The 24,966-nt window shown below is 34.2% G+C and carries 21 protein-coding genes and 1 pseudogene; 15 read left to right on the top strand and 7 right to left on the bottom strand.

All coding sequences use genetic code 11. The features are described from left to right. Positions 1 to 200: 200 nt before the first annotated feature. Positions 201 to 566: a hypothetical protein gene (locus tag WJM97_RS02655; protein WP_353931511.1), complete on the bottom strand. Its 366-nt coding sequence runs from the start codon at positions 564 to 566 to the stop codon at positions 201 to 203. Positions 567 to 949: 383 nt separating this feature from the next. On the opposite strand from WJM97_RS02655, the gene WJM97_RS02650 reads away from it, so the two are divergent. The 11 genes from WJM97_RS02650 (at position 950) to WJM97_RS02600 (ending at position 11,292) form a co-directional block, all read left to right on the top strand. Beyond that, entirely contained in the window at positions 950 to 1,201 is a 252-nt protein-coding gene (locus tag WJM97_RS02650) for a zinc ribbon domain-containing protein (RefSeq protein ID WP_353931510.1), read from the top strand. A 371-nt stretch (positions 1,202 to 1,572) separates the two neighbouring features. After that, positions 1,573 to 2,406, top strand: coding sequence for a photosystem II manganese-stabilizing polypeptide (locus WJM97_RS02645; protein ID WP_353931509.1), 834 nt, complete (start codon positions 1,573 to 1,575; stop codon positions 2,404 to 2,406). 515 nt (positions 2,407 to 2,921) lie between these two features. After that, on the top strand, positions 2,922 to 3,698 hold the full coding sequence (locus WJM97_RS02640; RefSeq protein ID WP_353931508.1) for an RNA polymerase sigma factor SigF: 777 nt from the start codon (positions 2,922 to 2,924) through the stop codon (positions 3,696 to 3,698). Between the two features lie 145 nt (positions 3,699 to 3,843). Then, entirely contained in the window at positions 3,844 to 4,689 is an 846-nt protein-coding gene (locus WJM97_RS02635; protein ID WP_353931507.1) for a hypothetical protein, read from the top strand. A gap of 117 nt (positions 4,690 to 4,806) precedes the next feature. Then, positions 4,807 to 5,055: a hypothetical protein gene (locus tag WJM97_RS02630; RefSeq protein ID WP_353931506.1), complete on the top strand. Its 249-nt coding sequence runs from the start codon at positions 4,807 to 4,809 to the stop codon at positions 5,053 to 5,055. A 151-nt stretch (positions 5,056 to 5,206) separates the two neighbouring features. After that, complete coding sequence (locus tag WJM97_RS02625; protein WP_353931505.1) at positions 5,207 to 7,072, top strand: hypothetical protein; 1,866 nt, start codon at positions 5,207 to 5,209, stop codon at positions 7,070 to 7,072. An 83-nt stretch (positions 7,073 to 7,155) separates the two neighbouring features. After that, positions 7,156 to 7,410 carry a SemiSWEET transporter gene (locus WJM97_RS02620; RefSeq protein WP_353931504.1) on the top strand — a complete coding sequence of 85 codons (255 nt, stop codon included), beginning with the start codon at positions 7,156 to 7,158 and terminating at the stop codon, positions 7,408 to 7,410. 203 nt (positions 7,411 to 7,613) lie between these two features. Then, a complete protein-coding gene (locus WJM97_RS02615; protein WP_353931503.1) occupies positions 7,614 to 9,257 on the top strand; it encodes a radical SAM protein in 1,644 nt (547 codons plus the stop codon). Between the two features lie 6 nt (positions 9,258 to 9,263). After that, positions 9,264 to 9,452, top strand: coding sequence for a CPXCG motif-containing cysteine-rich protein (locus WJM97_RS02610; RefSeq protein WP_353931502.1), 189 nt, complete (start codon positions 9,264 to 9,266; stop codon positions 9,450 to 9,452). Between the two features lie 126 nt (positions 9,453 to 9,578). Further along, positions 9,579 to 10,028: an SRPBCC family protein gene (locus tag WJM97_RS02605; RefSeq protein WP_353931501.1), complete on the top strand. Its 450-nt coding sequence runs from the start codon at positions 9,579 to 9,581 to the stop codon at positions 10,026 to 10,028. Positions 10,029 to 10,050: 22 nt separating this feature from the next. Beyond that, the gene (locus WJM97_RS02600; protein ID WP_353931500.1) at positions 10,051 to 11,292 is read left to right on the top strand and encodes a damage-control phosphatase ARMT1 family protein; all 1,242 of its coding nucleotides are present in this window, start codon (positions 10,051 to 10,053) and stop codon (positions 11,290 to 11,292) included. A 44-nt stretch (positions 11,293 to 11,336) separates the two neighbouring features. Here WJM97_RS02600 and WJM97_RS02595 read toward each other — a convergent pair whose 3' ends face one another. Together WJM97_RS02595 and WJM97_RS02590 are read right to left on the bottom strand one after the other, a co-directional pair. Beyond that, on the bottom strand, positions 11,337 to 12,470 hold the full coding sequence (locus tag WJM97_RS02595; RefSeq protein WP_353931499.1) for a mechanosensitive ion channel domain-containing protein: 1,134 nt from the start codon (positions 12,468 to 12,470) through the stop codon (positions 11,337 to 11,339). A 30-nt stretch (positions 12,471 to 12,500) separates the two neighbouring features. Continuing rightward, a complete protein-coding gene (locus WJM97_RS02590; RefSeq protein ID WP_353931498.1) occupies positions 12,501 to 13,487 on the bottom strand; it encodes a mechanosensitive ion channel domain-containing protein in 987 nt (328 codons plus the stop codon). Positions 13,488 to 13,958: 471 nt separating this feature from the next. Between WJM97_RS02590 and WJM97_RS02585 the strand changes: the two genes are divergently transcribed. Both WJM97_RS02585 and WJM97_RS02580 read left to right on the top strand, forming a co-directional pair. Next, positions 13,959 to 15,515 carry a metallophosphoesterase gene (locus WJM97_RS02585; protein ID WP_353931497.1) on the top strand — a complete coding sequence of 519 codons (1,557 nt, stop codon included), beginning with the start codon at positions 13,959 to 13,961 and terminating at the stop codon, positions 15,513 to 15,515. Next, positions 15,479 to 16,216 carry a class I SAM-dependent methyltransferase gene (locus tag WJM97_RS02580; protein WP_353931496.1) on the top strand — a complete coding sequence of 246 codons (738 nt, stop codon included), beginning with the start codon at positions 15,479 to 15,481 and terminating at the stop codon, positions 16,214 to 16,216. The genes WJM97_RS02585 and WJM97_RS02580 overlap by 37 nt, the downstream gene beginning before the upstream one ends. A 49-nt stretch (positions 16,217 to 16,265) precedes the next feature. Here WJM97_RS02580 and WJM97_RS02575 read toward each other — a convergent pair whose 3' ends face one another. Then, positions 16,266 to 16,547 (bottom strand): hypothetical protein, encoded by a 282-nt coding sequence (locus WJM97_RS02575; protein WP_353931495.1) that lies wholly within the window; start codon positions 16,545 to 16,547, stop codon positions 16,266 to 16,268. A 174-nt stretch (positions 16,548 to 16,721) separates the two neighbouring features. Here WJM97_RS02575 and dcm point away from each other — a divergent pair. Beyond that, positions 16,722 to 18,104: pseudogene (gene dcm, locus WJM97_RS02570) on the top strand (DNA (cytosine-5-)-methyltransferase). Between the two features lie 69 nt (positions 18,105 to 18,173). Beyond that, positions 18,174 to 19,349: a DNA cytosine methyltransferase gene (locus tag WJM97_RS02565; protein WP_353931494.1), complete on the top strand. Its 1,176-nt coding sequence runs from the start codon at positions 18,174 to 18,176 to the stop codon at positions 19,347 to 19,349. 3 nt (positions 19,350 to 19,352) lie between these two features. Here WJM97_RS02565 and WJM97_RS02560 read toward each other — a convergent pair whose 3' ends face one another. From WJM97_RS02560 to WJM97_RS02550, 3 genes are read right to left on the bottom strand one after another with little or no spacing between them, the layout of a single operon-like run. Continuing rightward, on the bottom strand, positions 19,353 to 20,147 hold the full coding sequence (locus tag WJM97_RS02560) for a hypothetical protein (protein WP_353931493.1): 795 nt from the start codon (positions 20,145 to 20,147) through the stop codon (positions 19,353 to 19,355). A gap of 50 nt (positions 20,148 to 20,197) precedes the next feature. Beyond that, on the bottom strand, positions 20,198 to 23,320 hold the full coding sequence (locus WJM97_RS02555) for an efflux RND transporter permease subunit (protein ID WP_353931492.1): 3,123 nt from the start codon (positions 23,318 to 23,320) through the stop codon (positions 20,198 to 20,200). 43 nt (positions 23,321 to 23,363) lie between these two features. After that, a complete protein-coding gene (locus WJM97_RS02550; RefSeq protein WP_353931491.1) occupies positions 23,364 to 24,677 on the bottom strand; it encodes an efflux RND transporter periplasmic adaptor subunit in 1,314 nt (437 codons plus the stop codon). Between the last annotated feature and the right edge of the window lie 289 nt (positions 24,678 to 24,966).

Below are 24,966 nucleotides of genomic sequence, written 5' to 3'. Positions count from 1 at the left end.
TGTGGTTGCAGTCTAATTTCTTATAGGATCAAATGCTCAAGTTATTTTTTCTAGCAGAAACTTAAAAATCCTTGATAATTTTACAGGTTTAAATAATTTTGAGTAATTGATCATACCCCTGATTGGGGTCGAGATTTATCGGTTTCTGGGAAAAAGGAAAAGGGGAAAGGAGAGAATAAAAAACCTCTACCCTTTTTAAGTTACCATTCCCAGGAACTATCAATACCGGGAGAGTTCCCAGTGTTTTTTATGGCTTGATTTTGATTATCAACTTCCGCTGATAGATTTACTAAAAATGCTTGTAATCGCATCCTTTCAATATAAGGCCAGCCACCTTCAGACTCAATATCTTTGAGTAAAGAATAAAGTCTTTGACGATTATCAGGCAAGCTATCTTGAAAAATTCCATCCCGAATCTCTTTATGTAAACTTTCTAACTGTCTGAGTAAAGCTAGTAATAATGTTACATTGCCTTGACAAGATTGAGTAGCATCATGTACAGAAACAGTAATGGCTTGCAATTTTACAGACAAATCGGTAGATGGCAAATTTTGGTGATTATTCATGTAATTTTCTGCTGGTGTTAGTGAAAGTAATACAATACCCGAAACACCTAAAAAAATGGAGGATTAACAGGTAAATAGCTAGTTAGAGTTTTAATCAGAAATACTAACAACTAATCACATATCATCAATGTTTCCCACGTCATGTTTATGGTGATAGATTTGCCTGTAAAATACAATCATGCTAATAGGATTCAAAACTCAAATCAAGATTAACAAGCAATAAAGACTAATACTTGCACAGTAAACATAAGTAGCTAAACACGCTTAAAATCGAGTTTGATTATTAAAAACCAATTTTGCATTGGGATAGAGGAATCGAATATATCGGCAGTGTTAGCAGATAGCAAGTTAACAAAAGTTATCTATATGGCAGTAAGTTGGTAGTGGTGAATAGATTTTATCTCAGTAGTTATCCCAGTAGTAAAAGCTGCTCTAACTACGGTGAGAAAAAATTATCTCTGTCATTATCTCAAAGGGTGTGCAAATGTGATAAGTGTGGTTTTGAGTGTGACACAGATGTAAATGCTGTCATTAATTTAAATCAAAAAACGGTCAGGTTGACCGTGTTAGCCTGTAGACTGCATAGTGCCGACACTTTCAGGATGAAGCAGGAAGAAAAAGTTGGCTATTTTTAGCATTAGTTAGCTTTTTCCTATCAGTTGTATGTACTGGCAATACATACACAACATAAAATAATTGAGTAAAGCCGCTTTTGTATTTAGTTATGCAAAAGCAAACCATGAAGTATAACTTGCTTCGTGCCAAGTACAGGATACCTTGAAGGGTTTCCGTGTTACGGCCTACTCATCAATTTAGCCAAATCCTGCTAAATGTAACCAACTTTTTGCCTTTGGTTTGACGCTGTACCTACTAAAATTCCCATTTTATCTGGGATGGTTCTGAGTTTGAAATTCAACTTAGAGACTGGGGAGAATGCGTTTAATTATTTAATTACATTTAGTAGAGCAGTTTTACAACTTAGATATTAATGACATTGAGGTTGACCATGAGGTATCGCGCTTTAATAGTTGCTTTCTTAGCTTTGTGTTTGGGACTGATAACTGCTTGTAGTGAAGCTCCCTCTTCTAGCGGTAAGGACTTACTTACCTATGAACAAATTCGAGGTACTGGCTTGGCTAACAAATGTCCTCAATTAACAGAGACAAGTCGTGGTTCTATTGCTTTAGATGACAGCTTATCTTACAGCATCACAGAACTTTGTTTAGAACCAACTAATTATTTTGTTAAGGAAGAACCTGCTAACAAAAGACAAGAAGCTGAGTTTGTAGCTGGTAAGTTGTTAACTCGGTATACTTCTACTATTGACCAAGTGCAGGGTGATTTGAAAATTAACCCAGATAAAAGTCTGACATTTTTGGAAAAAGATGGTCTGGACTTTCAAGCTACCACTGTTAAACTTCCTGGTGGTGAGTCAGTACCTTTCCTCTTTACTATCAAAAACTTGGTTGCTCAAACACAGCCTAATTTGACCAGTATTAATACCTCCACTGACTTTGAAGGTACTTTTAAAGTTCCTTCCTACCGTGGCGCTGCTTTCTTAGATCCCAAAGGTCGTGGTATTGTGAGTGGCTATGACAACGCTGTAGCTTTACCTGCACAAGCTGATGATGAAGAATTAATTCGCGCCAATGTTAAGCGGGTAGAAACTCTTGATGGTAAGATTTCTTTACAAGTAGCCAAGGTAGACAGTGCTACGGGAGAAATTGCTGGTACTTTTGAGAGTGAACAGCCTTCTGATACAGATTTGGGAGCCGGTGAACCTAAAGAAGTGAAGATTCGTGGTTTATTCTATGGCCGGGTAGAAACAAATCGTGGCTAATCCATCTTAATTAACGGATTGATTAACAAAAATTAACCTAACTGTCCTGTTCTTTATACTGGTTCAGTTAGGTTTTTTTATGACTGTATATCTAATACTTTTATAAAGTTAATGTGTATTGCTCTCGGTAAATTAACGGTAATTCAATTACGGTTATTAAAAATTAGATAAATTGCTGGGTTTATGTCAGTACGATTACTAAGTAATTAGTTTTACTAATATAAAAATAGTTTGTATATAAACAGTAGATACTTATAAGTATATATGATCTTGAGTTTGTTAAATTAAGTACGATTTCGGTTTGACATTAGTCACTCAATTGTATATTTTGATTCTAGGACAGTTGTTTGATAAGCTACAAAATCACAATAGTTTTTTAATTTATCCTCAAGATTTTTGAGACAAAGCATAAATTCCTGGGTTTTGAAAAGTCATATTACGTCTTTTCTCCTGGATGACTAGAGCTAATTTAAAAAGCAATAAAAAAAACACTACTCATTAATTCCCAATGTGCCATGAATACTACAGCCACAAACGAACTAAAACATGAAATTTACCAACTGTTGCGGGAATATGAGCAAAGTCCTTCAGAGCGACTTCGCAATCAATTGGTAAAGCTAAATTATGGACTCGTGAGAAAAGAAGTTCATTACTGGAGTAATCAATGTCAAGAAAATCAGGAGGATTTACTTCAGGTAGGCTGTTTGGGGTTAATTAGAGCGATTGAAAAATTTGAGCTTTCTAAGGGTAATGCTTTTAGTTCTTATGCTATCCCTTATATTCGTGGGGAAATTCAACACTATCTGAGAGATAAGGGTGTAACCATGCGAATTCCTCGCCGCTGGTTAGCCTTACAACAACAAGCTATAGGTATTTGCCGTTCTCTGCGGGAACAGCATAATCGCCAACCTTCGGATGCGGAAATAGCAGCAGCGCTGGGAATTCCTCACACTGAATGGCAAGAAATTAAATTAGCATGGGTGAACCGATCTCCTTTGAGTCTGGATGTACCAATACAAGATGGGGAAGAAGGTTCTACAAGTTTGGGTGAATTAGTTCCTGATCCCAACTATCGTAGTTTCCAATTGGCTCAAGAGGATCAAATCAGACTGCAACAAGCGCTGGTACAGCTGGAAAATCGGACTCGTGAAGTTTTAGAATGTGTATTTTTGCAGGATTTAACTCAGAAGCAAGTTGCAGATCACTTAGGCATTAGTGTGGTTACTGTTTCTCGCCAGGTCAAAAAAGGAGTGAGTTTGTTAAAACAGATTATGACTGCTGGGGATAATTAATATTTTTTTGGATCTCAAAGTGTGAAAAACAACCAGCGTAATGTAAAAATTTAGGTTATAAAGGGAACAGACTTTGCCTAAAGTATTTACTTCAGGCGTGTTGATTTTCACAAGTAAACTTTCCTATAGCTTTCGAGAACAGCTAATGGGTATAAATTCACAAATTACAGCTGCGGCTATTTTAACTCTGGCGATCGCTGGATGTACCATAGGAGGAGATACTAGCACTACTCAACCTACTAATACATCACAAACGACCCCAGCCAAACCAGACACAAAAATAGCAACACAACCTGATCCCGTATCTACAGATAATCCAATATTTGCCCCTAAGAACCCTGGCTTGATTGAATCAACTCAAGCAGATGTGCGTATTAAGGGTGTACAGCAAGGAAGACAAGATCCATTTGGGGAAATCGTCAAAAATTCACCAGGATCTATAACTTCTGTGGGTATGAACCAAAAACCGGTTCCTATACCACCACCTTTACCTGTTACACCAATCGGATCGTCAGGACAACGAGGGCAAATTAGAACTCCTGTACAACCAGGACAAATCAGAACTCCTGTACGGACAGGGCAAGGTTCTATAAATGCCTCATTACCTAAACCTAAACCTGCGGTCACACCTGTGCTGCCAACGGTTTTACCACAGGTTGTCACTCCTAAAAAACTAGAACCTGTTTTACCGGAACTGCCAAAACCGGAAACCGCAGAAGCAGTTTATGTAAGTGGTGTAGTTCTAATTGGTAAACAACCTAAAGCGATTATTAAAGTACCGAAGGAGAACACTAGCCGCTATGTCCAAGCTGGACAAAGACTGGCTGATGGTGTTTTGGTAAAACGGATTGAAATGAACGGTGGTTCTGATCCGATTGTAGTTTTTGAACAGTACGGAATTGAAGTTGCTAAAGCAGTGGGAGAAGAACCCAAATCTGAATCTAAGACTGCTTCTGCTGGAAATTCTATTGCTATGACTACACCCCTTTAAAATTTTGTGGTACTGTTTTGGTTGTGATTTGAGTATGGTGATTAATCTGTACACAATGACATTGAAATCAGAAAACAAAATTTAATAACCGGAAATATCCGGTTTTATTTTATTTTTATGGAACAGACTAGCAAAACAATTGAATTTCCTTATTTACCTTTGGCTGTGTATCGAGAAATAACTGCACATTTGCGTCAGGTGGAAGGGGTAGAGGTGGATTTAATTCCCCAAACTTCCTCAGATTTTGATTATTATCAAGGTCAAATCGCTGGCTTATCTGTTACTTGGATATCCAATGCGGAAACAAGGGTAAGGCAGATTTTAGATTACTATGAAAACCTTTATTCTGGTTCTTCTGTGTCGTAGTTTTAGTTAAAAATTTGATGTAGGTTTTTAGGGGTATTTATCAGGAATGCCTCTTTTTATTTTTGTAGTTATATTCGTAGTTTTTTGTCAGTATTTTTTGTTTTACGCAGAGAAGAACGCAAAGTAATTTGTTTTTGATTGGGTGCTGTTTATGAGTCAGGAATATGACATTAAGTGTCAACATTTTGCTGGTTTAAAGGATAAGTATCAAGCTGGTGATTATGAAGATTCTTCTCCTGTTAGTCCTCTTTATTTTATTCTCAGAAAGGCTGATTTAGGTGTAGAGATTCATGATTTAGAATATATTTGGTTACAGAAAGAAAAACTTTTAAATACTGCTAATTTGATTAGAAATGAACAGAAGCAAAAAAGCAAAGAAAAGATAAAATTACGAGAAGAGTTTACTAGACTCAACGCTAAATATGAAGTTACTGATGCTAGTATTGAATGGACAGTAACTCCTTTATATTTTATTTTTTGTAAAATTGAGTCAGGTGATGTTTTAACTGAGAAAGAATTTAACTGGTTAATATCAAACGGTTTTAGTAAAATAAATACTTTTGCTGTAGAAACTCGAAAGTTTGTGAATTTGAAGTCTAAATATAAAGCAAGTGAATATCGAAACTCTAATCTAGATAATCCACTTTACTCTATTCTTAAAAAAATAGATGTTACTGAACGTTTAACTGAGTCTGAATATAAATGGTTGCAAGAAAACCAACTGTTAGAAACTTTGAATTTTGTTAAACAACAAGAAGCAGTAAGAAGAAATGAGTTTGTAGAGTTAAAGGAAAAGTACCAAGCTATCAAATATAAAAGTAACTCTGTAGGTAGTCAATTATATCTAATTCTGAAAAAGTTAGCATCTCAAGCAAGTTTAATTGATACAGAAATTGCTTGGTTACAGGAACAAGAACTGATTGAAACTATTGCTATTGCAGAGGAACAGGAAAAAACACGAGAGTTTGCTGCTTTGAAGATTAAGTATCAAGCAACTGATTTTGAAGATACATCTCCCAAATGTCATCTTTATAAGATTTTAAAAAAAATTGATTCTGGTAATTTTTTAGGAGAGCAAGATGTTAATTATTTGAAGAAACGTAAGTTTAATAAAACAATAGAGATTGCTAATCAAGAATATGCAGGTAAACTCAAGTCAAAAGTAAATTCATTCACATTATTAAATGATGCAGAGATTGATTGGTTAAAAATCAATAATTATCAAGATATAATTATTTTGATAAAAACAAAACAGTTTACTTCCCTTAAATCAAAATATAGAGTTTCGGAATATGAAGATAAGTCATTTACAAGTCCTTTATATTCAATTCTGCAAAAATTAGAAAAAGGTGAGAGAATAGAACCTAAAGATGTGGCTTGGTTACAAGAAACAAAAATCAACACTCCTCAAAATAAGTCCTACGAGTATTATAATCGGGAAACCGATAAAAATAATCAAGGACGTGCATTATTTTCTGGTTTAATTTGGACTAAATATCACAGCATAGAAGCTGATTTTTATCAACAGGAATTTAAACGCACTGGGAATAGTTGGAATTTAGTTAATGCTAGTAGTCATTTACGTAAAGCAGATAAATCAGAATTAGCATTACAGTTAACCAATAAATTACAACTGAACAACATTAAAGATAATAAACTCAAGTCAGCTTTGTTAACAACTAGAGGTGGAGCATTTCGAGATATTGATAAATTAGATGAGACGGAAAGTTGCGCTCGTCAAGCAATGAAATTTCAACCAGATAGTCATCATCCCTATACATTAATGGGAGCTATTTGTTTTGAAAGACATGAATATTCAGATGGTGAATATTGGTTTAATGAAGCAATTAAACGAGGTGCTAAACCTTTGGATATGGATTCGGAAATTAAATCTGTTTTGAAAAAATCAAAGGATGAAAAACAGCGTCATGAGTTAGTTGATTATCTGTTAAAAAAAGACTCAAAACGCTATGCTTGGGCTAAACATTATCTGAAAAAAGAAAAAGATAAAAAATAAATGACCTGATATTCTAGGATGGGTATTCTGCCTATCCCGATTCTGCTATATTATAATCTTACAGTTGAGATTTACTACTACAAATGGATTTAATTACTATTATCGGATTAGCAGCAGGGACATTAACGACTATCGCATTTCTACCACAGATGTTTCAAACCTGGAAAACAAAGTCAGCTAAGGATGTCTCTTTTGTGATGTTAATTACTTTTATGACTGGGTTGTTTTTGTGGTTTATTTATGGGATTATTCTGGGTGCATTACCGATTATTATTGCTAATGGTGTAACTTTGTTTTTTAATTTTATTATTCTTTTGTTAAAAATTAAATATCGCTAAGTAATATTTGATTGTTGGAAGATGAGTTTTTAGAGAATAAGATATTAATATTGAACGCAGATAAACGCAGATAAACGCGGATTGGAATGGATGATTGCCGGATTTTTAAAAGTGTTTGATTTAATTGTATTGAGCTAAGTTATAATAACTAATTTGGGTTATAATTATATATAGATAAAATAGATAACGTTTAATAAAAATCTGTGACATCATCTGTATTTAACTCGGAACGTCTATTATTTACTCCCGCGACTCCCCAAAATGATGCTATTCCTTTAATTTTCGCTTTCCCAAACGAGTACACGGTGGGTATTACCAGTCTTGGTTATCAGGTAGTTTGGGCAACTTTAGCAATGCGCGAAGATTTACAGGTAAGTCGTTTATTTACTGATACTCAAGAACAACTTCCTCGACATCCAGAAATTTTAGGTTTTTCTATGTCTTGGGAATTAGATTATGTGAATATTTTTAACCTTTTAGAATCTTTAGAAATTCCTCTGCGTGCAAGTCATAGAAATGAAAATCATCCTTTGGTTTTTGGTGGTGGTCCAGTTTTGACTGCTAACCCTGAACCTTTTGCGGATTTTTTTGATGTGTTTTTATTGGGGGATGGGGAAATTTTATTAAGTAGTTTTATTGATGCTTACAAAGAAGTTAGAAACTCAACTAGAGAAGTTAAATTAAAAAGATTAGCACAAGTTCCCGGTATTTATATTCCTAGTTTATATCATGTAGAATATTCTGGAAATGATGGAGAAATAACATCAATTCACCCTCTTGATAGTGATATTCCTGCTGTTATTCAAAAGCAAACTTACCGGGGAAATACTCTTTCTGCTTCTACTGTGGTGACAGAAAAAGCAGCTTGGGAAAATATTTTCATGGTGGAAGTGGTGCGGAGTTGTCCAGAAATGTGTCGTTTTTGTTTAGCTAGTTATTTAACTTTACCTTTTAGAACTGCGAGTTTAGAAACTTCTTTAATTCCGGCAATTGAACAGGGTTTAAAAGTTACTAACCGTCTGGGTTTATTGGGTGCTTCGGTAACTCAACATCCTGAATTTTCCGAATTATTAGATTATATTAGTCAAACAAAATATGATGATGTACGATTGAGTGTTGCTTCGGTCAGGACAAATACGGTGACAGAAAAATTAGCTCAAACTTTAGCAAAAAGAGATACACGTTCGCTGACAATTGCGGTAGAAAGTGGTTCAGAAAAGCTGCGGGAAATTGTCAATAAAAAATTAAAAAATGAGGAGATTATCCAAGCGGGAATTAATGCTAAAGCTGGGGGTTTATCCAGTTTAAAATTATATGGAATGGTGGGTATTCCTGGGGAAGAAGCAGAAGATTTAGATGCAACGGTAGCAATGATGAAAGCTATTAAAAAAGCTGTACCTGGTTTACGGTTAACTTTGGGATGCAGCACTTTTGTACCTAAGTCTCACACTCCTTTCCAGTGGTTTGGGGTGAATAAGCAATCAGAAAAACGGTTAAAGTTACTACAAAAACAGTTAAAACCCCAAGGTATAGATTTTCGTCCAGAAAGTTATAATTGGTCTGTAATTCAAGGTTTGTTATCGAGAGGCGATCGCAGACTCTCTTATCTGTTAGAATTAACTCGTGGTTTTGGTGACTCTTTAGGAAGTTATAAACGTGCTTTTAAAGAATTAAAAGGCAAAATTCCCGATTTAGATTTTTACGTTTATAGTGATTGGTCAACCGAGCAAATTTTACCTTGGAATCACTTGCAAGGGCCTTTACCACAGTCTACACTAATAAAGCATTTGACTGAAGCAATGAGTCATTTTCGGTCTAGTGCAGAAATGACATCCATGCAGAGGTAATGAAAAATGCAAAACACAGCAGAATTTTATTGTGCTTATTGTGGTGAAGAAAACACAACTTTTATTGATTTTAGTGCCGGAATGCAGCAAAATTATGTAGAAGATTGTCAAGTTTGCTGTCGTCCCAATATTTTGTATGTCAGAATTGATGAAGATACGCTAGATATTGAAATTGACACTGAATATGAAGGTTAATTGTAAGAATTCAGGATTCAGAATGTTTGAGAAATCGGTAGATTATCAAATAATGATTCTTGACATCACCATGAAAAAGCTGAATGCTTACCGTTAATTAAAAGTTAAAGTTTAGGTTTTTTGTCCATGCTGCACTTTTCTCATTCTTCCATTATCAATGCACCAGTCGAAGTAGTTTGGAAATTCCATGAACGTCCAGATATTTTACAACTACTCACCCCACCTTGGCAACCTGTGCAGGTACTGCGTCGGGAAGGTGGACTTGATGAAGGTGCAATAACTGAGTTTCGCTTGTTTCTTGGCCCTGTACCTTTAACTTGGTTAGCGCGTCATACTAAATTTGAAAAATATAGTCTGTTCACTGATGAACAAATTTCTGGACCATTTGAGTCTTGGATACATCGTCATGAGTTTGCAGATGAAAATGGAAAAACAAAATTAACTGATAATATTTCTTATATTCTTCCTGGTGGTGATGGGGTAGAATTCGTCAGTGGTTGGTTAATTCAAATGCAGTTAGAAGCAATGTTTCGCTATCGGCATTTTATTACGAAAGAGCAATGTGAATCAAAATAAATGAAGAACTGTTGTATTTGTCGTGAATAAATATCAAAATAAATATCAATTACCTAATTTACCCCTACCAGCACCACTGCTAGGTTCTAAAACTGGCACTTTTACTGAATATACAGTAACTAAAAGAATGCCAGATATTGCTCATCGTGTAATTAAAGAAAATAATTTCCCTCCAGAAATAAATCAAAATTTAGAAAAATTAGCATCAGAACTAAAAAATGGATATTTACAACCTTTAAAAAATGACCATAGTATAGATTTTTATCACTGGGAAAAGTATTTAGAAATCCATAAAAATCAGCGTTGGTTAGATGTCCCTTGGTTTTTAGCAGAGACTTATTTCTATCGTTTAATTCTTAACATAACTAATTACTTCCAACCGGGAAAGAATCATCAGTTAGACCCATTTTTATTACAGAAAGAACAAGGTTTAGAAGCATCTATTGATGCAATTATTTATCTATGTACCCAAGTAGAAAAATGGTTAGATGACTCCCAAAAACAAGATAAACCTAGTAAATCATCCTTAATTGCTTTATTATATTTTTCATTATGGGGAAATCGGGTAGATTTAAGTTTATGGTCAGCGTTTGAAGAGAACAGAAGTAGTTTTGATATTCAGACACAGTTAACTAATATTCTCGTTGATGATAGTTTTGCTGTAACTAAATTATTAACAAAATCTGCTCATAATCGGATTGATATTGTCCTTGATAATGCAGGTTTTGAGTTAATTTGTGATTTGTGTTTAGTTAATTTTCTCTTAGATAGCGGTTTTGCAGCACAAGTCCACCTGCATTTAAAACCTCATCCAACCTTTGTATCCGATGCAATGATTAAAGATGTTCATTATACCCAAGAATTTTTAGCCGCAGGTAGTCATCCTCAAGTTAAATCTTTTAGTAAAAGACTGAACAAAAATATAAATTCAGGTCGCTTAGTTTTACAGGAAGATTATTTTTGGACTTCACCTTTAGCATTTTGGCAAATTCCAAAATTATTAAAAGATGAGTTTGCTAAATCTAATTTAATCATAGTTAAAGGTGATGCAAATTATCGGCGTTTATTGGGTGATTTAGAATGGGATTATACTACCAATTTTGCTGATATAGTTGCTTATTTACCCACACCAATGGTAGCTTTACGGACTTTAAAATCAGAGGTAGCAGCAGGATTAAAAGCGGAAATTTTGACAGAATTAGCAACAATAGACCCCAAATGGTTAACTAATGGACAATGGGGAGTAATTCAATTAGTACATTAAACCCCAAATAAACCTCAAATTCTCTCAATAGAAACTCTAAAAACTTAGATTGTCATCGGTGACTCGACATAAAGAGTTGGTTCTTGCATTGTGAATTCTATACCGTAACTCAGCAGCTTTTTAGAAATACCTTCATTAGCTAATTCTAGTAACCGCTTACGGAAATCAATAGAGTTTTCATGAGAACCTAAAATAAAGAAACTTACCCTAGCACGAACTCCTGCTTGATCATCTTGAGGAATTAAGTTAATTTTTGTACTGTTAGGGTCAATTCCAAATAAAGTAATGGTACTTTCCTTGATTACCTTTTCTACTAATGCTTCTTCTGTTTTCTCTAGAATTCTGGCAAAGTCAAGATACAGCAAGACCATTAATTTTTTACCTCTAGTAATATTTTCAATATCTACTTTTGCCATGACTGAGTTAGGAACAATTACCAAGGTACTTTTAGCAGCTATTCTTAACTTTGTAGAACGTAAACCAATTGATTCTACACGCGCAAATAATATCCCTTGGGAACTTAAATTAACACGAATATATTCACCAGCTACAAAAGGACGATCTAAATATAAAACAAAAGTTCCAAAAATCTGTTCTAAGGTACTTTGAGCAGCAAAAGCAACAGCGATACCACCAATACCTAAACCTGCAACTAAACCAAGTAAATTTACATTTTGACTTTGAGCAAAAGCTATGGCTGCAATTAAGCCAATAGCAACATTAGCAACTGTTTCTACAACTAATAGTAACTCATCAACTTCTAAACCCAATTTGCGAATTAAATCAATTCCATAAACCCGGATAACTTGACGAAATAACTGAGATGCTAAAGCAGCAAAACTGCAAATTACAGCTAAATCTAGGAAAAATTTTAGGAACTGATACAGTCGCTCATACTGCTGCATTAACGTCCAAGATACAGATACAAGAACTAGAGTTCCTGTTACTTTTAAGAAACTTTCTAAGGGATCTATTAAACCTTGGTATATCTTAGCTATTGGTTTGGGTGTAAATCTATGAACAATAAATGTTAATAGACCGGGAGTATATTTACCAGCTAACAGAGATAGAAGTAAAAAGAAGCCAAAAACTCCCAAATTAATGCCTAATGATGTCAGAAAGCTCTTTAAATCTGTATTAACTGGTAACAAATTTTGAAGATTAACTAAAATCTGCATACTTATTAAATTCACTCAACTTTAAAAACATTAAATGGTGATAGGTGCTTGAATATTTACTGGTTCATCAGCAATATCAAAATTAATTCCAAATCCTTGTAGTTGTGTGGTGATATTTTGTTTAGCCATATCTAATAGTTGATGACGGATATCCATACCCACATCACCAGTACCAAGAATAAAAAAGCTAATTTGTGCTTGAGTTTTGAATGTATCTTTATCTGCTTGTAGGATATCTTTAAATACTACTTCTGTGTTTCGAGAATCAATCCCAAATAAGTCTTTTGTACTTTCTAAAATAACTTGTCTAATTAAAGCTCTTTCATTTTCATTGATTTTTTCTTCAAATTTCAAATAAATCAAAGAAACAACTTTTCTTCCTCCGGTAAAGTTTTCAATATTTAATTTAATCAAAGAATCGTTAGGAACTACAGTTAAAGTACCTTTGCCAGAATTACGAATTTTTGTAGAACGCAAACCAATTGATTCTACTCTGCCAAAAGTTCCATCTGCTAAACCGATATAATCATCAACTACAAAAGGTCTATCAATATAAAGTACAATTCCACCTAATATTTGTTGTAGGGTTTGTTGAGCAGCAAAAGCAAAAGCAATTCCCCCTAATCCGAAACTGGTAAAGACACCAATGAGATTTATTTGATGTACCTGAGCAAAGATACAAAAAATAATTATAGCAATTAAACCTTTGGCTAAAATACTAGAAACTACTAATATTTCACCGTTAACCTTCTGCTTGATAGCTGACTGTAGTAAATAATAATTAAAACACTGATCAAAGATTTTGTAGGTTAGCATCCCCATGATAACAGCTATTGATAAGCCCAGAGGAATTTCGATGTATCTGAGCCAACTTTTTTGTAAGGAAATTAGGAGAATTAAATCAAATATTATCAATAAAACGACAAAAATAACCCATTTAACGTAAGGTAAAATTACTGCGTCATAGGTTTTTTGTAATTCAGGAGATAATAACCGAGTGATAATTGATTCATTCATTTTATTCATATTATGCAAACACACAGATATAATAAACTAACAAGCAAAGCTAATACCTGATGGCTATGACAAAATTACTCTAATGACTTCTAACATAACTATCTTTTATGCCACTATATAATATTTACAGAATTTTTGCTCAAAAGTATTGAGTTGATCTAATCACAGAATTATGTTATGGCATTATATCAAACTATGGAACTCACTGATAGTTTACTTTCAGTTTAAATTATACCAACTTACTCATAAATCTACTCTAGCAATTCACAAAAACTAATCAAAAATTTGAAATTAATACCAAAGATTTATCAAAAAAAATAACCATCTGGTGATGCTATAATTTGTTTAAATTTCAGATATCCAAGAAATATCAGATGAATAAGTAATATTTACAAAATAAGATAGAATGTTTGATAATTATAAATTGATTAACTCGTTTAGAATTAACTTATAGATTAACTAATTTCGGATATGAACTTGATTTCTGAACCATCAGTTCCTGTAAAAATTCAAAAAATGAAACAGCGGGTGCGATGGCTACATCCTAGCATTAAGCAACGAGAAATTGACCAAACCTCCATGATCTTAGATGATAATGGCAGGGAAGAAAATCCCGATTTTTCATTTATGGTAATTGGTGATTCGGGAACTAAATCTCATTATGGTTCTCATCCTCAACGTCAAGTTGCAGAAATGATGTTAAATCATAGTGATGATTGTCGTTTTGTTTTGCACACTGGTGATGTCATTTATGTTGTTGGTTCTCGTGAATATTATCCAGCGAATTTTATTGAACCCTATCGGGAATGTTTAGTAGGTGGAGAAAATACCAAAGATATAGCTTATGATCAGATGGTTTTTAAGTTACCAATTCTCCCAGTTTTAGGTAATCATGATTATTATGATGTACCTTGGTTGTATCGCTTAATTACAGGTTCGACGTTACCTTTGCGTCGGATGCTGCGTTACAAAGATATAGAGATTGGTTGGCATGGTTCAAACCAAGGTGATGCTTATACAAGAGCTTTTATTGATTATTTAGCAGCTATTCCTCCCAGAGAGTTGGAACGTCATTTAGATAAACACTACACCGGAAAAAGTCATACAGGTTTATGTTTGCGTTATCAACCAGGAAAATTTACCCGCTTACCTAATCGTTATTATACCTTTAATTATGGTGAAATTGACTTTTTTGCCTTAGATTCTAATACTTTTAATACCCCAGAACCTTTACCAGAAAATCAAGCGGGAGATATTCGTCAGGAGTTATTAAAACGTCGTCAAAAACTGGAAAAAGAGGAGTTACAAATTTTATCAGAATGTGAAAAATTGAACTCAGAAAATCCAGAAGATTCCGAACAATTAGCAGATTTAGGTGGTAAATTAGACCAAATTAACGAAGTTAAAATTGATATTCAAAAACAACTAGAAACCCACACCAATGCAGATGTTGATTTTGAACAATTGGAATGGTTGCGAAGTCGGTTAATTGCATCTTGGCAAAATTCAGAAGTGCGGGGAAGGGTAATATTTTTCCATCATCCACCTTATGTTACAGAAGCCACTAAGTGGAATCAAGGACAAACCCTAGCAGTGCGTCATCGTTTAAGAGCAGTATTTGAACAGGTTGCAGCAGCTTTGGGTAATCTTACTGAAGGTAGACCGTTGGTAGATTTGGTGTTTAATGGTCATGCACACTGCTTAGAACATCTGCGGACAGGGGATACAGGATATGCTGATTCTCACATTAATTATATAGTTTCTGGTGGCAGTGGTCGTCGCCCCCGTCGGCAACGAAAAGAAGGAACAGAACTGATGGAAACATTTCCTGATTCTCCTCGTAAAGTTGCTGATTCTTTGTTGTATGTAGGACGTAGTGGCCATGGTTCTCAGAGGAAGAAACCTTATTCCTGCGTGCGGGTAGACGTAAAAGCCGGATTTCCTGCTAAGTTTGTAATTACACCCTTAGTAACAGAATATATAGAAGGAAAATGGTGCGATCGCTCTTTAGAACCGTTTATAATTTAATACTAATCCTATGTTTAAGTTGGGGAATATTACTAACTTTTTCCAACCTTCCCAGTACAGCATTATCCGTTTACGAACAGCGACAAAATCACAGTCCTGATGGTATCGGTAAATACTACATGGGTCGAGAAATAGCTCAAGTTATGGGTTATAGAGGTGCAGGATGGTTAGAAAGGCCGAGCAGAGAAACAGAAGAAAAAACCAGTCAAATAGTTGAACTGTTAGACTTAAAACCCGATAATGTAGTTGCAGATATTGGTGCTGGTACAGGTTATTTAAGTTTTTTAATAGCACCTTTATTAACCCAAGGTAAAGTTTTAGCAGTTGATATTCAACCACAAATGTTAGAAATAATTGGGTATTTTAAAGAAGAGAAAAACATCAATAATGTTGAACCAATTTTAGCCACAGAAACCAACCCTAACCTACCAGAAGAAAGTATAGATTTAGCAATTATGGTTGATGCTTATCATGAATTAGCATATCCCCAAGAAGTAATGACAAAAATTGTTAAATCTTTAAAACCAGGTGGAAAAGTTGTATTGGTAGAATATCGGGGAGAAAATCCCTTTATTATGATTAAACGGTTGCACAAAATGACACAAAAACAAGTCAAAAAAGAAATGAAAGCAGTAGGTTTAAATTTTCAAGAGACAAAAAATAAATTACCACAACAGCATTTTATGGTATTTGTGAAATAAAATAAATGAATAGTTGGGTTGCGCTGTTGCTTAACCCAACCTACTGAATTTATAACATCTGCGGAATCAAATTAACTTTTTTATCTACACTATCCCAAACTATCCAATTAATTTTATCATCCAAATCAACCGCATTATTAGTCACATTGAAATATAGCTTTCCACCTCCTTTTACTTCCACAGCAAAATCATAATTTTGGGCATAAACTACAATAAAACCTCTATCTCGTAAACAATACATTGCCCAATTTTTCAAAGACTGTTTGTATGGTTCATGGGGAATAGGAGGATTAGTAATTACATCATTAATAACTTTTAAAACTTTTTCCATGTTTTATTCATTAAAAATCACAACAGAATTTAAGCATTATTCGTATTGATTATATCACTTATGATTACAACAGTAAAATTAAATTGATATTAGGAAAAGCGATAACTGAAAACTATCTTGATTTTTTGATAAAATCACAATATATTCCCAGATAATCTTGCTTATTTGAATAATATGAAATCTTGTATTAATGCTCAACAATTAGAACTATTTCAATTATTACAACCGACAACCAGTATAAAAACAACAACAAAATTTACTTTTGTTGACCTATTTTCCGGTATCGGTGGTTTTAGAATACCTCTTGAACAGTTAGGGGGAATTTGCTTAGGTTATTCAGAAATTGATAAAGATGCTATCAAAGTTTATAAAAATAATTTTATTCATAATAATAATAATCCGAATGAAGCATATTTAGGAGATATTACTAATTTAAATCAATTACCTTTTAAAATAGATATTATTGTCGGTGGAGTTCCTTGTCAACCTTGGTCAATAGCAGGTAAGTTAAAAGGATTAGATGACCCTAGAGGTCAATTATGGATTGATGTTTTTAGAGTTGTAAAATCTAATCGGCCAAAAGCCTTTATATTTGAAAATGTGAAAGGTTTAACTGAACCGAGAAATAGAGAAAGTTTAGAGTATATACTCGATAATTTAATATCTTCTGGTTATATGGTTAAATATCAGGTTCTTAATTCTTAAGATTTTGGTCTACCTCAAGATAGAGATAGAGTTTTTATTATTGGTATTAGAAAGGATATAAATAATTGTTGGGGTTTTACCTTTCCAAAACCTGTTAACGAACATTTGAAATTGTATGATGTAATTCCTGATATTGAAATTAGTCATTTTTCTAAAAGAAAGTTTCCTACAGAAGTATTATTTACAGATGGTAAAATTCCTGCTTCTAGAGGAAGATTTAAAAAAATAGATGAATTAAATGATTTCTTTTTATTCTCAGACGTTAGAAATGGACATACTACAATTCATTCTTGGGATTTAATAGAAACCACTGAAAGAGAAAAGCTAATTTGTCAAACTGTTTTAAAAAATCGTCGTAAGAAAATTTATGGTAATAAAGATGGTAATCCTTTAAATTTTAATGCTCTAGAATCCTTAATTACAGATTTGAAAATTGAAGAAATTGAGACTTTAGTGGAAAAATCTATTTTACGTTTTGTAGAAGATAAAGGTTATGAGTTTGTAAATTCTAAAATATCATCAGGAATTAACGGAATTTCTAAAATCTATTTACCTCACGCTGATGCTATTGGTACATTAACAGCAACGGGAACGCGAGATTATTTAGCAACTATATCTATAGAATGTGATGAACCCGAAATATATAAACAAAAGTTTATTCAAGAAATATATTTTCACCAAAAATATAAACCATTAACTGCAAAGGATTACGCAATATTACAAGGATTTCCAGAAGGTTTCCAGATAGCAGATAATCAATCTAAGGCAAAGCATCAATTCGGTAATGCTGTATCTATTCCTGTAGTTTATCATTTGGCGAAATCCTTGTTAAATAATATATGCCTAAAATAAATATTTACTAATTACAGTATATTAAACAATATGATATATTCAGTATATAAATAATTTATAACAACAATAATGATCAATAATCAACCTATCTCTATCTCCCTGTTTACAGGTGCTTATGGTTTAGATTTAGGCTTAGAAAAAGCAGGATTTAAAACTATTTCTGTTGTCGAAAAAGATAAAGATGCAGTCAAAACTATTGCTATAAACCGTCCCTATCTCCAAGAAAGTGCTGTTTCTAGAGAAATAGAAAAAGTCAGTTCTCAACAATTACTAGAAGAAGGTGGAAGAGTTTTAAAATTAGGACGTGCTTTACTTCCAGGTGAGGTAGACTTAGTAACCGGTGGTCCTCCTTGTCAACCATTTAGTACCGCAGGAAAACGTGGTTCTGTTATGGACCCGCGTGGTAGTTTATTTATGGACTTTATCCGAGTTGTTAAAGAAGTCCAACCCCGATTTTTTTTGATGGAAAATGTCAGAGGTTTACTTTCTGCTTCTCTACGTCATCGGCCAATAAACCAACGCGGTAAAAATTACCCACCTTTAGAACCTGATGAAATAGCTGGTGCAGCTTTACAAGTTGTTTTAACAGAAATGAAACAATTAGGTTATAACGTAGTTTACAACCTGTTAGAAGCAGCAGATTATGGAGTTCCTCAAAATAGATTGCGTGTAGTTTTTATTGGTTCTAGAGATGGTGAAAATGTAACTTTTCCTTTAGCTAAATATAGTAAAGATGGTAAAATTTTACCAAAATGGAGAACTTTAAAAGATGGGTTAATAGATTTGATTGATAATAAACCAGAATTTATGTCTTATTCCGAAAATCGTTTAAAGTTTTTAAAATTATTAACAGCAGGACAAAATTGGCGATATTTACCAGAAGAATTAAAACAAGAAGCAATGGGTGGTGCTTATAATTCTGGTGGTGGGAAAGTAGGATTTTATAGAAGATTATCTTGGGAAAAACCTTCACCAACTATTACAACTTGTCCCCATCAAAAAGCTACAGATATGTGTCATCCTGTAGAACTTCGTCCTTTAACTGTACGTGAGTCTGCGAGGATTCAAACTTTTCCTGATGATTGGATTTTTCATGGTTCTATCAGTTCTAAATATAAACAAATCGGTAATGCAGTACCAGTCTTACTTGCTCAAGAATTGGGTGAATATTTGCTAAATGTTATGCAAGGAAATCAACCCATAGGAAAATCAGTAGCTGAACAACTGTCTTTATTTCCTGTCTAGAATTTAACTCGCTGCTAAATCTGCAAACTCTTTGTCAATTCTTTGCAACATATTTCTAACATTGTTCTCTATTAAATCGTAGTCAATACGAATCATTTCCCAAAACTCCTTACCAGCTACTCGCTGAATTTTATCGTCATTAAATGTCCATCCTCCTAAATTAAAAGCAGATATAAATAAGGAGTTATCATGAATACCTAGTTCTTTTTTAGCTCTATTTGATTGTGAACCCGTCAAAGTACCTTTTAAAGTTTTCAACTGTGCAAAGTAAATTTTTGATGTTGTCAGTATAACAATATCTATTCCTTTAATTGCAATTCCAAATTCAACTTCAGGTACAATTACATAAGGACTAATATTAGCTATTTCTTCCCAGAGTTGTCCCATTTTTGTACTCAAGCTTCTTGTCACTGAATTACTGGTAACAAGTAGTTTCACTCCGCAAAGTTCAAAGAGATTTCGCGGGTTAGGATGATGCTCCAGTATTGCATTTTTCTTATCAAAATCTGCTTTTAACCATTTAATAAAACCATCTGCAAATTTATCAGTTTTATTAGTGATTAACTGAGATTGATTTTCTAAATTAAGACTAAATATATTTTGATTATCTATTAATATTTGATATTTAAAATATGATTCTCCTATTGCAGAAATTATTTTTCCATATTTGTATGCTTTCTGTAGGTCTATATCTGGAATATGACTTGCATCAAGTAATGAAGCATGATGTAAAATAAGTTCTTTTCTTTGTTGAACAGAAAGTGGTATGAGAGTCTCAGCTACTAAATTGATAGACATACTAATTCTTAATTGGCTCTTTTTTTAGAATATTCCAACACCATCCTAAATCAATACTTACTCACAGGTTGTAACCGCTGCCGAATCTTCCCAATAATAATATACAAAATTGGCACAATAAACAAACTTAAAAAAGTCGCTACAAACATTCCTCCAAACACCGCAGTACCTAAAGATTGACGACTTCCCGCACCAGCACCCGTAGCAATTACCAACGGAAAAATCCCTAAAAGTGTAGAAATAGCAGTCATTAAAATCGGACGTAAACGACCTTGTGCTGCTTCCACCGCTGCTTTAGTAATTGGTAAACCTTGGTCTCTTAATTGGTTAGCAAACTCAACAATTAAAATCGCATTTTTACTAGCTAAACCAATTAACATGACTAACCCCACTTGGCAAAATACATCATTACTTAAACCCCGTAAAGATTGAGATGCTAACGCACCCATAATAGCTAAGGGAACTGCAAGCAAAATAATCAAAGGGTCAACATAATTTTCATATTGAGCAGCTAATACCAAAAACACAAACACCAAACCCAAACCAAAAATTAACGGTGCTTGTCCACCTGACTCTTTTTCCTCCGCAACAATACCCGACCATTCATAACCCATACCTGTGGGTAAAATCTGTTTAGCTAATTGTTCCATTGCTGCGGTTGCTTGTCCTGAACTAAAACCCGGTGCAGGAGAACCATTAATTTCAATGGAACGGAATAAGTTGTAATGGTTAATAGTTTGTGGTCCGGTTGTAGAAGTTAGTTTTACCAAACTACTCAAAGGAATCATTTGATTATTTTCTGACCTCACGTACAAGGAATTAATATCATTGGGATTAGAGCGAAATTGAGATTCTGCTTGTACATATACCCGATAAGTACGGGAGAGAAAATTAAAATCATTCACATATCTTGAACCTATATAAGTTTGGATAGTTCTGAAAACATCATCTACAGAAACTTGTAAAGATTTGGCTTTATTTCTATCTACTTCGACAATAATTTGTGGTGTGTTGGCTTTAAAAGTGCTAAACACAGCTTGTAATCCTGGGGTTTGATTTCCCTGCATCATAAATTGACCAACAACAGCCAACATATCATTTAAACTATTTGTTCCTGCTATATCTTGCAACTGAAATTGGAAACCACTAAAACTACCTAAACCACGAATTGCTGGGGGGTTAACGGCAAATACACTCGCTTCTGTAATGTTAGAAAACTTGCCCATTAATTGACCAATAATAGCTTGTACAGCTTGATGAGGTTGTGTCCTTTCATCCCAGGATTTTAGGGTACTGAAAATTACGCCACTATTAGCAGTATTACCACTAAAACTAAAGCCACCAATAGCAAAAGTTCCAACAATTTCTGGTAATTTTAAAATTTCTGTTTCTACCTTACTCATAACGTTACTCGTATATTGCAGAGAAGAACCTTCAGGTGCTTGAACAATGGTGATAAAGTAACCTTGGTCTTCATCAGGAAGAAATGATGTAGGAACGTTTAAATAAATCCAACCTGTAAACCCAATTAAGACAATAAATATTACTAAAACAATAGCCTTGATTCTTGTTAAGAAAACCAAAAATTTGCGATATCCTCGCTGCATGGCTGCCAAAAAGCCGTTTATAATACCAAAAAACAAGCCAAAAATACCACGAGGAGGAGGTGTTGGACGCAATAAAAAAGCAGATAGAGAAGGTGTGAGAGTCAGAGCTAAAAATGTAGAAATAGTAATAGAAAAAGCAATAGTTAAGGCAAATTGTTTATAAATATTCCCCGTTGAACCAGGGAAGAAAGCTACAGGGACAAACACCGCCATTAATACTAAGGAAGTTGCAATTACCGCTCCTGATAATTCCTCCATTGCTACTGATGCAGCTTTTTGGGGAGGAAGTTTTTCTTCTTGAATTAAACGGGAAATGTTTTCAACTACAATGATTGCATCATCAACTACCATCCCTGTGGCTAAGGTTAAGCCAAACATGGTTAGTGTGTTAATGGAAAAGTTAAAGACTTTGATAAAACCGAAAGTACCAATTAATGCTAGGGGAATTGTGATGACAGGAATTAACGTAGTGCGCCAATCTTGAAGGAAAATAAAGATTACTAAAACAACTAGGGAAATCGCCAATAATAATGTTTTAATTACTTCAGATAAAGAGCCTTCGATAATAGTTGTCGTATCAAAGGCAACTTCATATTTTATCCCCGGTGGAAAACTTTGAGACAGTCTTGCCATCTCTTTTTTAACCGCCCTCGCAACATTTAAAACATTACTTCCCGGTGTGGGAAATATCCCAATACCTACTCCATCTTGAGCTTTAAATCTCAAAAAAGAACTATAATTTTGAGCGCCAAGTTCTGCTCTACCTACATCTTTTAATTTAATCAAACTACCATCATCGGCAGTTTTAATGACTAATTCCTCAAATTCCTCTGGTTTGGTCAGTCTACTAATAGCCCTTAAATCAATTTGAAACATTTGACCTGTTGGGGCTGGTTCTTGTCCAATTTGTCCTGCACCTACCTGTAAATTTTGCTCATTTAAAGCATTAATGACATCGCTGGTTGTCAATTTTCTAGTAGCTAGTTTATTCGGGTCAAGCCATAACCGCATCGCATAACGACGTTCCCCAAAAATTCGCGCTTCGTTGACACCAGGGAGACGTTTTAAAGCTTCAGCAACGTATAAATCAGCGTAATTACTTAAAAATATATTATCAAATTCTTGATTCTCGCTATACAAACCCATCCCTAACAAAATATTATTAGACTGTTTACTAACAGTAACTCCTGTTTGTTTAACAGCATCTGGTAACTGTGGTTCAGCTAAGGAAACCCGGTTTAAAACATCAACAGCAGCAATATCTTTATCTTTGTCAGCATCAAATGTGACTGTAATAGTGCTAGTTCCATCATTACTGCTACTGGAAGTGATATATTTAATGCCTTCTACACCATTAATTTGTCGTTCTAAAATAGAGGTAACGGTGCTTTCTACAACTTCTGCACTAGCACCAATGTAGTTAGAAGTAACAATAATTTGAGTAGGACTAATTTCTGGATATTGGGCTGTAGGTAAGGTAGGAATACTAATTGATCCTAGCAAAAAAACGATGATGGCACAAACAGTGGTAAATACAGGCCGCTTAATAAAAAAATCAGCAAACATAAATTTTGGTAATGACTAACAACTAATGACTAATAACTAATGACTAATTTTCAGGAATTATTGGTACTCCATCTCTGAGATTTTGAATACCGGAAACAACTATTTTTTCATCTCCTTTTAACCCTTCTTTGACTTGGTAATTATTTTCTTTAATATCCCCTAATTGCACTCTTTTCTGTTTAGCTATTAATTGAGAATTACCCTCTGGAGATGTTGCGGTTTGGGCTAAAAATATAAAATTTTCCCCGGCTATTTGCGATACTGCGCTAGTAGGAATTAACACCCCTTCTCGCTCACTCCAAATCACTCTAGCGCGAATTTGCTGATCTGCTCTTAACTCACCATTAGAGTTGTTGTATAGTGCTTTGATTAGAATTGACTGGGAATTATTATTGATATTGGGAGAGATAAAAAATACTCTGCTGGTAGTTAAAGTTTTACCCTGGGCATTAATTAATTCTACTGGTAATCCCTGACGTAATTGAGGACCTCTTTCTAATGGTACAGGAATATTAACCTCTAAAGGTCTGTTTTGGGTGATGGTAGCTAGTGGTGTGGCAATATTTACGACATCTCCTACTTTCACCGGAATATTACCTACAGTTCCATTAAAAGGGGCAGTAATTTTGTAATACTGAAGCTGAACTTGTTGTTGTCTGATGTTAGCATCGGCTTGTTCTAAAGATTTTTCTGTCTGGGAAATAGTAGCTTTTTGGGCTTGAATACGAGAGTTTATTGCGCTCAGTTCAGATTTAGCTGTGGCTAATCTGTTAGCATATAACTCTTGAGTTTGTCGAGATACAGCACCTTGAGCAACTAGTTGCGAATAACGTTCATATTCTTGCTGGTTTAACTTGACATCAGCAACTTTACCTAATCTTTCTGCTTCTAAAGATTGCAGGGTCGCACGGGCATTATCTAATTGTGCTTTTGCTACTTGTGAAGCCGCAGATAAACTATTAACAGTAGCTTGTTGCTGTCTTGAGTCTATTTGCATGATGGCCGCACCCGCAGCTACTGGATCTCCTGATGTCACATATATTTGGGAAATTTGACCTTGAACTCTTGGTTGGAGATTAACAGAACGCCTAGACTCTAAAGTAGCAATGTATTCTGCACTATCCTCAATTGTACCTGTCTGTGCTGTAGATAATTTTACTTTCACCCCAGCCGGTTGCGGATTGGCAGCAGGTTCTGGATTTTTAGTTGTAAGCAAACGCCAAGTAATGGCTGTACCACCACCAAGGATTAGTAGTGTAGCTAATAATAAGCGAAGCCACCGTTTGGCTTGAGTAGGTGGCTTTGAAGATGACGGAGGAATTTTTTCTAAATCAGTTTCTGGTTTAGGTAAAGTCATAAGCAATATGAATTATCAAGAAGGAATAACTAAAACTCTATCTACAAAGGTATCCAGTCAATTTGGAAATTACTCACCTAGCATGAGGTCAGAAAACAACTTATGTATTACTTTATATAACTATACAATATTTATGGTTTTTTACAATCTATCAAAAGATTAATTATGTAGACTTATCTTTATCTAGAAAAAATCATGTTAAAATTAATATCTTAGTCCATTAAAAAACGATACAATAGACCGTGTTTTGATTTTTTAGTAGTGCGATCGCTCAAAATTTTACTCATCT

Source organism: Okeanomitos corallinicola TIOX110, assembly GCF_038050375.1.
GTDB classification, from domain to species: domain Bacteria; phylum Cyanobacteriota; class Cyanobacteriia; order Cyanobacteriales; family Nostocaceae; genus Okeanomitos; species Okeanomitos corallinicola.
The sequence above is the reverse complement of the archived record's forward strand: the minus strand, read 5'-3'. Positions and strand labels throughout refer to the sequence as shown.